Source organism: Brumimicrobium glaciale (genome assembly GCF_004152935.1).
GTDB lineage: Bacteria > Bacteroidota > Bacteroidia > Flavobacteriales_D > Crocinitomicaceae > Brumimicrobium > Brumimicrobium glaciale.
In genome coordinates this window covers 851,961-865,024 of sequence record NZ_SETE01000001.1, presented here as the reverse complement: position 1 = coordinate 865,024, position 13,064 = coordinate 851,961, and the positions used below count along the sequence as shown (strand labels likewise).

The 13,064-nt window shown below is 34.2% G+C and carries 9 protein-coding genes; 6 read left to right on the top strand and 3 right to left on the bottom strand.

The genetic code is table 11. The features are described 5' to 3' along the window. Window positions 1-65 precede the first annotated feature (65 nt). Genes ERX46_RS03385 through gpmI form a run of 3 tightly spaced genes read left to right on the top strand, consistent with a single transcriptional unit; the run spans window position 66 to window position 4,386 of the window. Entirely contained in the window at window positions 66-1,967 is a 1,902-nt protein-coding gene (locus ERX46_RS03385; RefSeq protein ID WP_130092417.1) for an amidophosphoribosyltransferase, read from the top strand. Between the two features lie 9 nt (window positions 1,968-1,976). After that, on the top strand, window positions 1,977-2,873 hold the full coding sequence (locus tag ERX46_RS03380; RefSeq protein WP_130092416.1) for a sensor histidine kinase: 897 nt from the start codon (window positions 1,977-1,979) through the stop codon (window positions 2,871-2,873). Further along, a complete protein-coding gene (gene gpmI, locus ERX46_RS03375; RefSeq protein ID WP_130092415.1) occupies window positions 2,860-4,386 on the top strand; it encodes a 2,3-bisphosphoglycerate-independent phosphoglycerate mutase in 1,527 nt (508 codons plus the stop codon). The genes ERX46_RS03380 and gpmI overlap by 14 nt, the downstream gene beginning before the upstream one ends. A 293-nt stretch (window positions 4,387-4,679) precedes the next feature. Here gpmI and ERX46_RS03370 read toward each other — a convergent pair whose 3' ends face one another. After that, the gene (locus tag ERX46_RS03370) at window positions 4,680-6,869 is read right to left on the bottom strand and encodes a choice-of-anchor L domain-containing protein (protein WP_130092414.1); all 2,190 of its coding nucleotides are present in this window, start codon (window positions 6,867-6,869) and stop codon (window positions 4,680-4,682) included. A gap of 336 nt (window positions 6,870-7,205) precedes the next feature. Between ERX46_RS03370 and ERX46_RS03365 the strand changes: the two genes are divergently transcribed. The 3 genes from ERX46_RS03365 (at window position 7,206) to ERX46_RS03355 (ending at window position 11,288) form a co-directional block, all read left to right on the top strand. Further along, complete coding sequence (locus ERX46_RS03365) at window positions 7,206-8,597, top strand: dipeptidase (RefSeq protein WP_130092413.1); 1,392 nt, start codon at window positions 7,206-7,208, stop codon at window positions 8,595-8,597. Beyond that, window positions 8,597-9,079 carry an LEA type 2 family protein gene (locus ERX46_RS03360; protein ID WP_130092412.1) on the top strand — a complete coding sequence of 161 codons (483 nt, stop codon included), beginning with the start codon at window positions 8,597-8,599 and terminating at the stop codon, window positions 9,077-9,079. The genes ERX46_RS03365 and ERX46_RS03360 overlap by 1 nt, the downstream gene beginning before the upstream one ends. A gap of 193 nt (window positions 9,080-9,272) precedes the next feature. Beyond that, the gene (locus ERX46_RS03355) at window positions 9,273-11,288 is read left to right on the top strand and encodes a thioredoxin domain-containing protein (RefSeq protein ID WP_130092411.1); all 2,016 of its coding nucleotides are present in this window, start codon (window positions 9,273-9,275) and stop codon (window positions 11,286-11,288) included. 38 nt (window positions 11,289-11,326) lie between these two features. Here the strand turns inward: ERX46_RS03355 and ERX46_RS03350 are convergent, their stop codons facing one another. After that, the gene (locus ERX46_RS03350; protein WP_130092410.1) at window positions 11,327-11,797 is read right to left on the bottom strand and encodes a DUF2231 domain-containing protein; all 471 of its coding nucleotides are present in this window, start codon (window positions 11,795-11,797) and stop codon (window positions 11,327-11,329) included. A gap of 119 nt (window positions 11,798-11,916) precedes the next feature. Further along, window positions 11,917-13,056: an efflux RND transporter periplasmic adaptor subunit gene (locus tag ERX46_RS03345; RefSeq protein ID WP_130092409.1), complete on the bottom strand. Its 1,140-nt coding sequence runs from the start codon at window positions 13,054-13,056 to the stop codon at window positions 11,917-11,919. Window positions 13,057-13,064 lie beyond the last annotated feature (8 nt).

Sequence of the window (13,064 nt, the reverse complement as noted above, 5' to 3'; positions counted from 1 at the left end):
CTTCCATTTTTATAAGGATAAAAGAGATATTAAAACTATTTTTGTAAAAGAAAAATATCAAGTCCATGAGTGATGCAATCAAGCATGAGTGCGGAATAGCACTTCTTCGTTTAAAAAAACCTTTAGAATACTACATAGATAAATACGGGACAGCCTTTTATGGCTTGAACAAGATGTATTTATTGATGGAAAAACAACACAATCGTGGTCAAGATGGTGCTGGATTAGCAAATATCAAACTAGACATGAGTCCAGGAGAACGCTACATTTCTCGTAGTCGATCTGTTGATCCAAAACCAATTCAAGATATTTTCACGACAATCAATAAGCGTTTTGAAGAAATCGCTGAACACAGTCCAGAAAAATTGAAAGATGTTGACTTCTTAAAAAAGAATGTTGGCTTTACTGGAGAATTGTTCTTAGGTCATTTGCGTTACGGAACTTCTGGAAAAAACGGAATTGAAAGTTGTCACCCATTTTTACGTCAAAACAACTGGATGACAAGAAACCTTGTTATTGCAGGAAATTTCAACTTAACCAATGTTGATGAATTATTTGAAGTTCTTTTAAATTTAGGTCAGCATCCAAAAGAAAAATCAGATACGGTAACCGTACTTGAGAAAATTGGACATTTCTTGGATGTTGAAAATGAAGGATTATTCAAACAATACAAAACACAAGGATATAACAATAAAGAAATCACTTCTAAAATTGCTGAGCATTTAGATATTCAAAAAATATTAAAACGCGCTTCAGAAGATTGGGATGGTGGATATACAATGTCAGGACTTTTTGGTCATGGAGACGCTTTTGTTTTAAGAGATCCAGCAGGAATTCGTCCAGCATTTTGGTATGAAGATGACGAAATTTGTGTTGTCGCTTCTGAAAGACCAGTTATTCAAACGGCTTTCAATTTAAAGAAAGACGATATAAAAGAGCTTACCCCTGGACATGCATTAATCATTAAAAAATCAGGTGAATTAAGCGAGGTTAAAATTAACGAACCTACAGAGAGAGCAGCTTGTTCTTTTGAACGTATTTATTTCTCTAGAGGAAATGATTATGATATTTACAGAGAAAGAAAATTACTAGGTCAATTCCTTATTCCTCAAATTATTGAAAGTATAAATAATGAATTAGACAACGCAGTATTTTCATTTATTCCAAATACGGCTGAAATGTCATTTTATGGAATGATGAAAGGTCTGGAAGACTTCTTGAATATCGAAAAAATGGAGGCGATAAAAGCTTTAGGAAGCGATATGACGGATGAGAAATTGAGTGCTATTTTGAATAGGAAAACTCGCTTTGAAAAAATCGCCATAAAAGATGCCAAACTAAGAACATTCATTACGCAGGAAGATGCGAGAGATGAAATGGTGGCTCACGTTTACGATATCACGTATGGAACTGTAGAAAGAAATGTCGACAACCTTGTTGTAATAGATGATTCAATTGTTCGTGGAACAACGTTAAAGCAAAGTATTCTTCGAATTTTAGACCGTTTAGAACCTAAAAAAATCGTGGTTGTTTCTTCTGCTCCACAAATCCGTTATCCAGATTGTTATGGTATAGACATGGCGAAAATGAGTGACTTCATTGCTTTTGAAGCAGCGATTGAACTCTTAAAGGAAAAAGGAAAAGGATACATTATTGATGAAGTTTACAAGAAATGTGTAGAGCAACAAAACTATCCTAAAGAGCAAATTAAAAACTACGTAAAAGAAATTTACGAACCATTTACAGCGAATGAAGTTTCAGCAAAAATTGCTGAGCTACTTACTCCTGTTGATATGAAATCTGAGGTTGTTATTGTTTATCAAACAATTGAAAATCTTCATAAAGCCTGTCCTGACAATAAAGGTGACTGGTACTTTACGGGTAATTATCCAACACCAGGAGGAAACAAAGTAGTGAATAGAGCATTTATGAATTACATTGAAGGGATTGGTGGACGTGCTTATTAAGTAATAATTATGAAAAAGCAAACAGCCATATTTTTCTACATTCTAGGAGTTTATGTTGTCATGCAGTTTGTATGGTGGGGCTATCATATTATTGATCTTTCTTCTGAAATCAATTCTGGTGACTCCGCCAATAAACGCATGTTTATGATTATTGGGGAAGGACTCGTCTTTTTCTTGATTCTTATGCTTGGCTTATGGAAAATTAGAAATTCCATTCAAAAAGAGATGAAATTATCAAGCCGTCAGAATAACTTTCTTCTTTCTGTAACGCATGAATTAAAAACACCATTAACTTCAAACAAGCTTTATCTTCAAACTTTATTAAAAAGAAAGAATTTGGACAGAGATCAGCAGGAAGATATGCTGAAACAAGCCATTATTGAAAACAAGCGATTAGAGGAAATGATTGAAAATATCTTGACCGCTACACGTATCGAAAATCACCGATTACAATTAAACATTGAAGAATATAATTTGAGTGAGCAAATGACTCAAATGGTTGAAAAATGGTCAAAAACGAGAATTCCTGTTCAAATCTCAATCGAAGAGCACATTATCACAAAAGTTGATTTATTTGTAATAGAAACTGTTTTGCATAACCTCCTTGAAAATGCGCTAAAGTACGCAGGACAAGATGCAAAAATCGAGGTGTATTTATTTAGAAAAAAGAATACAATCACTTGGGGAGTTAAGGATGATGGAAATGGAATTCCACAAGAACATATAGGAGATGTTTTTAGTAAATTTGTTCGCATAGGAAATGAAGAAACCAGAGCTCAAAAAGGCACAGGATTAGGATTATATATCGTTAAAAACTTGCTTAAATTCCATTGTGACACTATTGTTTATCTTCCGAATAAACCAAAAGGAGCTCATTTTAAAATCACTAGAAATGAAAGAAAATAGAAAAGTTGGATTAATAATTCTTGATGGTTGGGGAATTGGTGACAAAAGTAAATCAGATGCGATTCATAACGCTAAAACGCCGGTTATGGACAATTTACTAAAAAACTACCCCAATGCCAGACTCACTACTTTTGGAGAACAAGTGGGCTTACCGAAAGGACAAATGGGTAATTCTGAAGTGGGTCACTTAAATATTGGCGCAGGAAGAATTGTTTATCAAGAATTGACACGCATCAATAAATCTATTCGAGATGGAGAATTCTTTAAATTAGATATTTTAACATCAGCATTTCAAAAAGCAAAAGCCAACAATCAGAAAGTTCATTTTATGGGCCTTATTTCTGAAGGAGGCGTGCACAGTTCACAGCAGCATTTACACGCACTTTGTGATTTAGTAAATCATCATAAATTAGAAAAAGTATACATCCATGGTTTCACCGACGGAAGAGATTGTGATCCGAAAAGTGGAAAGCTATTTTATAACAATTTAGAAAAGCACATTGCTGATAGTCCAGTAAAAATAGCCAGTATCATTGGTAGATATTATGCAATGGACAGAGATAAACGTTGGGAAAGAGTTGAAGAATCATATAATTTGATGACTCATCTAAAAGGAAAACGTTTTAATTCCGCTGATCATGTTTTCGATTATTGGTATTCAGAAGGAATAACAGATGAGTTTATTAAAGCTTCTGTTATTAATCATGGTGAAGAAAATACGGCAATTGAGAATGGTGATTTAGTGATCAGTTTCAATTTTAGAACAGACCGTCCACGAGAAATCATCACGGTGCTTAATCAACAAGAGATTGAAGGTTATGCCATGAAACCATTGTCAATTGATCTACTCACAATGACTTCTTATGATGATACTTTTAAAGATGTTAATGTGATTTTCAATAAAGACAATTTACAAAATACATTGGGAGAAGTTTTAGCTTCTAATCATAAGACGCAAGTGCGCATTGCAGAAACAGAAAAATATCCTCACGTAACTTTCTTCTTTTCTGGTGGAAGAGAAATACCTTTTTCTGGGGAGAAAAGAATTTTAGTTAATTCACCAAAAGTGGCTACTTATGACTTACAACCAGAAATGAGTGCGCCAAAGATAACCGCTAAAATTACAGAGGATTTACTTCAAAATTCACCAGATTTCTTTTGTTTAAACTTTGCTAATCCAGACATGGTTGGTCATACTGGAATTTACGAAGCAATTGTCAAAGCGGTTGAAACAGTAGACACTTGTTTAGGAAAAGTTATTGAAGCAGGAAAATCAAAAGGATATGAATTTATTGTAATAGCAGATCACGGAAATGCGGATATGGCAATTAATCCCGATGGCTCTCCAAATACAGCTCATTCACTTAATCCTGTTCCTGTGGTTTATGTAACGGAAGACAAACTAGTTTTAGATGATGGAATTCTTGCTGACGTTGCTCCTACTATTTTGAGTAGAATGGGAATAACAAAGCCAGCAGAAATGACAGGGAATTGTTTGTTGAGTGAGGTATAGGAAATACTGGAGCATATTATATTTACGGAGATGAATATTGTTTTAAACAAGCTAAATTAAGTCGATTTTTTTTTCAATCTATACTGCATTTCAAATTAAGCGCGACTTTTAGTAAAAAGTGGTTTTCTTGTGGCTTGTCGATGTAGAACTTTTTTTTTGGGGATTCTTAGTAAAAAGAAAAACTTAATCCCCAACTTTTGAAACTGACCCGAAAGACGTGTAAAAATATTCATTTAACAAAAAAAGAGGAGCAATTAGCTCCTCTTTTTTTGTTCACTTAAGTTATATAACTTTTAATCATTGACCAATTGAACAAAACCATGTTCTTCTTTTTTCACTCCTGATAAGTCAACAATCTCAAACTTATAGAAGTATGTTCCATCAGAGCATTCTGCACCAGAGTTATTCACTTTTCCATTCCACATGAAGTTTACATCAGTACTTTCGAAAACTTTATTTCCCCAACGGTTAAGAATTACAATTTCCAAACTTTGGGCATTCTCTGCATTCAAAGTAAAAAAGTCATTTTGTCCATCTCCATTTGGAGTAAATACGTTTGGCATTTCGTATCCTAAAGGAAGAGTAACTATTATCTTTCTAGCTGTTTCATCTGTACATTCACCTTTTTCAGTAACCAATGTAACAGTGTACACACCTTCTTCAAAATAAGTTGTGTTTTGATCATTTAAACTCCCAACTGTTGCAGTTTCGCCATTTCCAAAATCCCAATAATATGTTGTCGCAGGATCTGAATTATTTGTAAACGTAACATCAAGCGGAGCAAATCCAAATGCTGGATCAGCATCAAAATCTGCTGTTGGTGGCGGATCTTGTTCTAAGAAAATACTGTCTAAAACACTACAAACATCATCAGTGATGCTAAAATAATACCAACCGGTTGGTTTATCAGACCATACAGATGCATTTGTAAAAGCAGTACCCCCTGTTCCTGGGCCAGTCCATTTGAATTTTGGTGTTCCTGTATATCCAGGCACGTGTCCAAAACCAACTACATATCCATTATCTACACCGCAATCTGCAGGATTCTGAATCAATGAATCAATCTTCAATGTCTGATTCAAAATAATTGTTGTGGTATCGGAACTCTCAAACCCACAATCATCTGTAGCTGTAACTATATAAGTTGTTGGACCATTACTTGTTGCTGCGGCAAATGAATTGGCTCCTGTTGTTCCATTACTCCAATTATAGGTATAGGGAGGAAAACCATTTTCTGTGGTTGCCCAAACAGGTACACTGTCGTTTGCACAGAGTATGGTTGTATCAGAAGCAATTGTGGTCGTATTGGGCTTGTCATCAATCCATATAGTTCCATAGGAATAGACGGTATCTCCACAGACAGTGATCGAGTATGCAGAAATAATTATACTTTCCGGCCCTTCAGCAACACCATCGTCAATTGGACTAATGGTCACAAAAATTGTATCTACACCAGGAAGAAAAATCAATGAATCTCCAGGAGCAAAAACAGGATAATCTGTTAATGTATCTGCTGTACCTCCAACCTGAATATCGATTACTAAAGTATCATTCAAATTAGTAGAAGGACGTGTAAAAGCGACAGTTGCCTCCATACAACCTTCAATTAATAATGTATCAGAATAATCAGCACTTGTTTGAATTGAAATATCAATAAGATTAGAAGAAAATGAATTGGCTTCAAGAAATACACCTGAGTCTAAACCTGTATCAAAACAGTTAGAAATAGCTAACTTAATATGAAAAGTATCGCTACATGACAAATTAGAGTTGGCTGGCAACAAAACCGTACTTCCATTGTAAGAACTCATTGGTTGACCTGCAGCTGTATAAATTGTATTATGGGTCAAGGTGAAAAATACTGAATTAGCTTGCCAGTTTGGATCAATAGCAGCACAGTTTGATGCACTCCCACCTCCTGTTGGCGAACCTGAATTCACCGAATTAATTCCTACAGGAATATTATTTGATCCTGGAACTGTCGCAATGTTGATTCCATTATTAGAAAATGGTCCATTAATTCCAGGTCCGGAAATAAAGAATCCAAAAACATCATTATAGTTAGAACAAGTAAAACCACTATATTCAGTTGATGAGAAAATATAATTAAAAGAAAGCGTGTCTCCTGATGGCACAAAGTCGAATTCTATGATAGAACCGTTTGTAATCGGGTTTGGTGTAATCATAGCCAAATCCGGATCAGAAATATTTGGAGCTCCTGATGTATGCATTAATACTCCTCCAGAAATCGGGAAATTTGGATCTGTATTCTTAAAACGCTTCACTCCTTGTTGAACTTGATTTGCTAATGCGGCAGAACCATTATAGGTAATATTAAAAGCATTTATCCCTGCTCCTAAAAGCACGTTTTCAACTGCTTGCAATGGTGTCATTGTTGGTTGTACCAAGTTCAGTTGCTGAGCAAAAGTTCCAGCAGAAGAAAATGCAAAGGCCGATAATAAAAGAAGTATCCAATTTTTCATACGATGTTTTTTGGGTATTATATTGAAAAGACGCAAATATCTAAAAAAAAGTTGCTTTTGAATTCTTTAACCTCAATAAACATCAGCACAATATTCCTCCAAAATTGGTTTCTTAAATCTTGATTTCAATACAATATTGAAATTATTCTCATGCATGAAATTTCATCAAACTTCAAAATTCTTCATTTACAACAATTAAATAGCTTGGAAATAAAATGGCTTTTCTTGTTATTAAATCAAAAAAAGCAGTCAAAACACCATTTTTTCATCAAATCAAACCCTACTTGATTCAGCAAAATCGGCAGAATTTTATAACTTTACGAAAAACGAATTTTCATGAAAAAGACACAAGATTTTATAAAAAACAATCAACAAAGGTTTTTAGACGAACTTTTTGAATTATTAAGAATCCCATCAGTTTCAGCAGATCCAGCACACAATGGAGATGTTAGAAAAGGAGCTGAATTGGTTGCACAACATTTAACAGAAGCTGGAGCAGACAAAGTTGAAATTTGCGCTACTGCAGGTCACCCAATCGTTTACGGTGAGAAAATTATGGATTCAAAACTGCCAACTGTTTTGGTTTATGGACATTATGATGTTCAACCAGCAGATCCAATTGAATTATGGGATACTCCTGCTTTTGAACCCGTTATTAAGAAAACTGATATCCATCCTGATGGAGCAATTTTCGCACGTGGAGCATGTGACGATAAAGGACAAGTATTCATGCACATCAAAGCTTTTGAAGCAATGAGCAAAAGTGGTGAATTGCCCTGTAACGTAAAATTCATGATTGAAGGTGAAGAAGAAGTTGGAAGTGAGAATCTTGGTGTTTTTATTAAAGAACATACAGAAAGATTAGCAGCAGACATTATTCTAGTTTCTGATACTGGAATTATTTCAAATGACAATCCTTCCATTACTACAGGATTGCGTGGCTTAAGCTATGTTGAAGTAGAAGTTACTGGACCAAACCGAGATTTACACTCGGGACTTTATGGTGGAGCGGTTGCCAATCCAATCAATGTGCTTTCGGATATGATTGCTCAATTACAAGACGATAAACATAAAATTACAATTCCTGGTTTTTACGATAAAGTTGAAGTTATTTCAGAAGAAGAAAGAGCTGAAATGGCAAAAGCACCTTATGATGAGGAGGAATATAAGTCTTCAATTAACATCAAAAACGTTCAAGGTGAAGCTGAATATACAACACGTGAAAGAGGCTCAATTCGACCAACTTTAGATGTAAATGGAATTTGGGGAGGTTATATTGGTGAAGGAGCGAAAACTGTACTGCCATCAAAAGCGTTTGCTAAAATCTCAATGCGTTTAGTACCTCATCAAGAACCAGAAGAGATTACGGCACTATTCACAGACTATTTTGAAAGTATTGCGCCAGATTCGGTAACTGTTAAAGTAAAACCACATCACGGCGGATTACCAGCTGTTACACCTATCGATTCTGATGGATATTTGGCAGCTAGCAATGCAATGGAAAAGACTTTTGGTAAAAAACCTGTTCCAATGAGAAGTGGTGGAAGTATTCCAATTGTTGCGCTTTTTGAACAAGTGCTTGGTTTAAAAACCGTATTGATGGGATTCGGTTTGAACAGTGATGCAATTCACTCGCCAAATGAACATTACGGTCTTTTCAATTTCTATAAAGGAATTGAAACTATTCCTTATTTCTATGAAGAATTTACAAAATTAAGTAAATCATAATGAGAGGATTCAAACTCATTTTCGCTATTTTCTCACTGTTATTTATTGTAACGAGTTGTGTTAAAAACCCTGAATTTAAAGGGATATCAAACTTTAAGATTGACAATATTAATAGAGAAAAATTGTCCTTTAACGTAGATGTTTCAGCTTATAATCCAAATGGTTATAAATTAAAGGTAAGAAAATCTACTTTCAACTTATACCTTAATGATCAATACGTTGGTCAAGCATATTTGTTGAAAAAGTACAAAATGAAAAGAAAAACTACCACTTTGGAGAACGTACCAGTGGAGGTTTTACTTGAGCCAGGAATAATGATGAAGCTCATGAAAATTGCGATGGGTGGAACGGTAAAATTGAGATTAGAAGGAACACTAAAAGCTTCAGCTTTGGGAATTCCAGTGAGTAAGAAAATTGATCAAACTAAAGATCTCGATTTAAAAGATTTGAATATCAATTTTAGACAATTGTTAGGGTTTTGAGTGAATATTCTTGGGATGTTAGAGATTAGATGTTAGACTTTAAGACATTAGAGGTTAGACTTTAGAGGTTATACATTTTGTCTTTTCTAATCTCTGGTATAAAGGTTTTTTAGAAGCTAATTCCGATGGCAAATCGGGAGCATGGTTCTATCTATTTCTAAGACCCATAAAATGTAGATTAACATAAAATAAAATGGCAAAGCACACCAATGAATTAATTAATTCGAGCAGTCCTTATTTATTGCAACATGCACACAACCCTGTAAATTGGGTTGAATGGAGTGAGGCTGCTTTTGATAAAGCAAAGAAAGAAAACAAACTGGTTTTAATTAGTGTGGGTTATTCTGCTTGTCATTGGTGTCATGTCATGGAACGTGAAAGTTTCGAAAATGAAGAAGTTGCAGAGTTAATGAATAAACATCTAATCTGCATAAAAGTAGACAGAGAAGAACGTCCAGATGTTGATCAAATCTACATGAATGCAGTTCAGCTCATGACCCAACAAGGTGGTTGGCCTTTAAATTGTTTTGCACTTCCTGATGGAAGGCCTTTTTTTGGCGGAACATATTTTAAGAAAGAACAATGGATGGATATCATTCACCAGCTTTGGAATACTTTTACGAAAGATAAAAAACGTGTTCTTGAATATGCTGAAAAACTAACGGAAGGTGTAATCAATTCTGAGTTGATAGAAGCTGTTCCAACAATTAATGAATTTGACCCGATTCGCATTAAAGAAATGGTTCAAAAATGGAAACAGAATTTCGATTTTGATGAAGGAGGAAATAACAGAGCTCCTAAATTTCCATTGCCCAATAATTATGAATTTTTACTGAGGTATGGAGTTCAGAAGAATGACCTAACTGTAATCAATCATTCACACAAAACATTAAGAAAAATGGCTTTGGGTGGAATTTATGATCAGTTAGGCGGTGGATTCTCCCGTTATTCTGTCGACGATTTATGGAAAGCACCTCACTTTGAGAAAATGCTTTATGACAATGGTCAACTCTTATCACTTTATGCGAAAGGCTATCAACATTCGAATGATGCACTTTATAAAGACGTAATAGATCAAACTATAAATTGGTTATTGCGCGAAATGAGAGATGCTGACAATGGTTTCTACTCTGCTCTTGATGCAGATTCAGAAGGTGTAGAAGGAAAATATTACACTTGGACGAAAGAAGAATTAAAAGAAATTTTAGCTGAAAATTATGAATGGTTTGCTGAATTCTATAACGTAAATCCAAAAGGATATTGGGAAGATGGCGTTTATATTTTACTGCGAACTTATACCAAAAAAGAATGGTGTGAATTAAAGAATATTGAAATCACTGATTTTGAAAAGCAATTGGAAAAAGTGCATCATATTTTAAATAAAGTCCGCAATAAAAGAATTCGTCCGGGATTAGATGACAAACAACTGACTTCTTGGAATGCTATGGCAATAAAGGGCTTAGTTGATTCAGGGTTGGCGCTACAAAATGATACTTATATTCAAGATGCTAAGAAAACATCTACTTGGATTCTTGATCATCAATTCAATGAGAAAACAGGACAATTGTACCGCACCAGAAAAGATGGTATTTCAAAAATTAATGGCTTTCTAGAGGATTATGCCAACGTGATTGATGCTTTTATTGCACTTTACGAAGCAACATTTGAAGAGATTTGGATTGATAAAGCTGCACAATTAACAGATTTCACAATACAACATTTCTTTGATGAAAAATCGAAAATGTTCTTCTTCACAGATAAAGACACGGATTTATTGACAAGAAAATTAGAAGTAAATGATAATGTTATTCCAGCTTCTAACAGTATAATGGCAAGAAATCTATTCCAACTCAGCAAGTTTTACCATTTAGAGAAATACAAGGAAATGTCTAAACAAATGCTCTCCAATTTATATGATCAAATGCCTAGCTATGGTTCTGGTTATTCAAACTGGGGAATGTTGGCACTTTCATTTACAGAATCGTTTTATGAAGTAGCCATTACAGGAGAAGATGCTGTAGAAAAGCGTTTTGAATTAGGAAATAATTATGTCCCTAATGCATTATTTGCTGGAGGAAAAAAAATGAATATTCCGTTTTTGGATGACAAATCATTCACAAAAGAAAGTACATTTTATGTTTGTGAGAATTTTAGTTGTCAAGCCCCAACTCAGTCGTTGGATGAAGTGCTTTTGAGGTTGAGAACTTAAAAATAAAAACAGCTAGGTTTAAGCGAACCTAGCTATTTCTAATGATCCTCTTCTGAAATAACTGTATTTTCAGCTCTAATTTCAGTATGTCTAATTTCTCCTCCACTAGTTCCTACTTGCTTACCGATAACGATGAGTACCAATGATAAAGCTAAAACGATAAAGTATCCAAACTTCGCGTATTTATTAACTTTAACTGAAAGGTATAATGTGATTAAAGAGAGCGCGCCTAGAATTAATGAAAGTGTGAAAAACAATTCTGCGACTTCTTCATGAGTGTGTATTAATGTTTCACTAATTCCTTTTATCTCCTCAACAACATCTTCTGCTTTTTCACCAGAAAGGAAAGCAAATATGGAAGTAATTGCTGAAAAGACATTGATTCCAAGTCCTGTTTGTTTTATTTGGTCTTTTTTAAGCAGAAGACCAACAATCAATACTAATGTCCCTATAATAATTCCTACGATTGGTAAATGATTCGTGATTAAATGTAAATGTGCTCCGTTCATAATTATAATTTTTAATTGTTAAATATTGATTCTCTATAAATACTTGACTGCGTCACTAAGGTATACTTTTAAGTCTTAATCTTTAAGCCTTTACCTCTATATTGTTTTTGTTTATTTCATTATTCTTGAATCAAATTAAACGCACCATAGGTTAAAATCTGAGCCTTTTTCCCAAAGTCACCTGCATTTAAAATCTCAATATAATCCCGATTAGTTTGTCCTACTTTTACTTCTACTTTTTCAAATTCTAGCTGATCTTTTGAGCTTTTCTTCTGTAACAATACATACGATTTATTTTCAATCGACACCACTGAGTTTATTGGTAGCGCAAGAGATGAATCAGTTGAAGCATAAATTTCTGCCTCAACAAACATCCCTGGAGTTAAAGAAAGAGCATCACTTTCATTTTTAAAGTGACAATGCACTTTAACCGTGCGTTTTTCTGTGTCTATCGCTTTATTAATTAAATGCACTACTGCTTCGTATGGAGTGCGTCCATTCTCAAAACTAAAAGAAACCTCCTGACCAATAGCCACACTTGTTAAGTCTTGTTCAAAGATATTTAATTCGATATGCATGTGATCTGTATTCATAATTGTTAGTGCAATATCTGATGGATTAAGAAACATTCCTTTTGTTGCCAATACAGAGGTTACAAATCCAGAGATTGGAGCTTTTACAGCGATAGTTGAACTTAAATTAAGTTCTGTCACACTATTAGAATTAATATTCATTAGCTGAAGTTTCATTTTTAAAGACTCATACCTTGCTAAAGTTGTTTTATAATCAGATTCTGCTTTAAGAAAAGTTTTCTGAGAACTCACATTGCTTGATGAAAGTTCTTTTTGTCTTTCATAATCTGATTTCAAATAGCTCAATTGACTTTTTGATTCTAAAAAATCTTGTTGGACTTGAATATAATCTGGACTTTCTAAAGTGAAAAGTGTCTGACCTTTTGCGATTTTTTGCCCTTGCAATAACGAGATGTTTTTAACATATCCTCCGAAATATGCACTTACTGTAGATTTGTTTTCTGGTGGCACATCCAACATACCATTTGCTTTTACAATTTTATGAAAGGTTTGATTGCTAAAAGTCCCTAACTCCATTTTACCAAGTTCAAATTGGGGAGGAGTAATGACTATGGAATTTGAAATTTCTTCGTTCTCTATTTCTTTATTCATATTTGTGTCTTCCCCTCCGCATGAAATTAAAATGGGTAGCACCAAAATCGGAATTATATATTGTATTATTTTCATTTCTATTC

What these genes read in the sequence shown, in the direction of transcription:
- ERX46_RS03350 (WP_130092410.1), bottom strand. Translation starts at nt 11,797, where the DNA reads ATGAACGGAGCACATTTACATTTAATCACGAATCATTTACCAATCGTA.
- ERX46_RS03380 (WP_130092416.1), top strand. Translation starts at nt 1,977, where the DNA reads ATGAAAAAGCAAACAGCCATATTTTTCTACATTCTAGGAGTTTATGTT.
- ERX46_RS03385 (WP_130092417.1), top strand. Translation starts at nt 66, where the DNA reads ATGAGTGATGCAATCAAGCATGAGTGCGGAATAGCACTTCTTCGTTTA.
- ERX46_RS03360 (WP_130092412.1), top strand. Translation starts at nt 8,597, where the DNA reads ATGAGAGGATTCAAACTCATTTTCGCTATTTTCTCACTGTTATTTATT.
- ERX46_RS03345 (WP_130092409.1), bottom strand. Translation starts at nt 13,056, where the DNA reads ATGAAAATAATACAATATATAATTCCGATTTTGGTGCTACCCATTTTA.
- ERX46_RS03370 (WP_130092414.1), bottom strand. Translation starts at nt 6,869, where the DNA reads ATGAAAAATTGGATACTTCTTTTATTATCGGCCTTTGCATTTTCTTCT.
- ERX46_RS03365 (WP_130092413.1), top strand. Translation starts at nt 7,206, where the DNA reads ATGAAAAAGACACAAGATTTTATAAAAAACAATCAACAAAGGTTTTTA.
- gpmI (WP_130092415.1), top strand. Translation starts at nt 2,860, where the DNA reads ATGAAAGAAAATAGAAAAGTTGGATTAATAATTCTTGATGGTTGGGGA.
- ERX46_RS03355 (WP_130092411.1), top strand. Translation starts at nt 9,273, where the DNA reads ATGGCAAAGCACACCAATGAATTAATTAATTCGAGCAGTCCTTATTTA.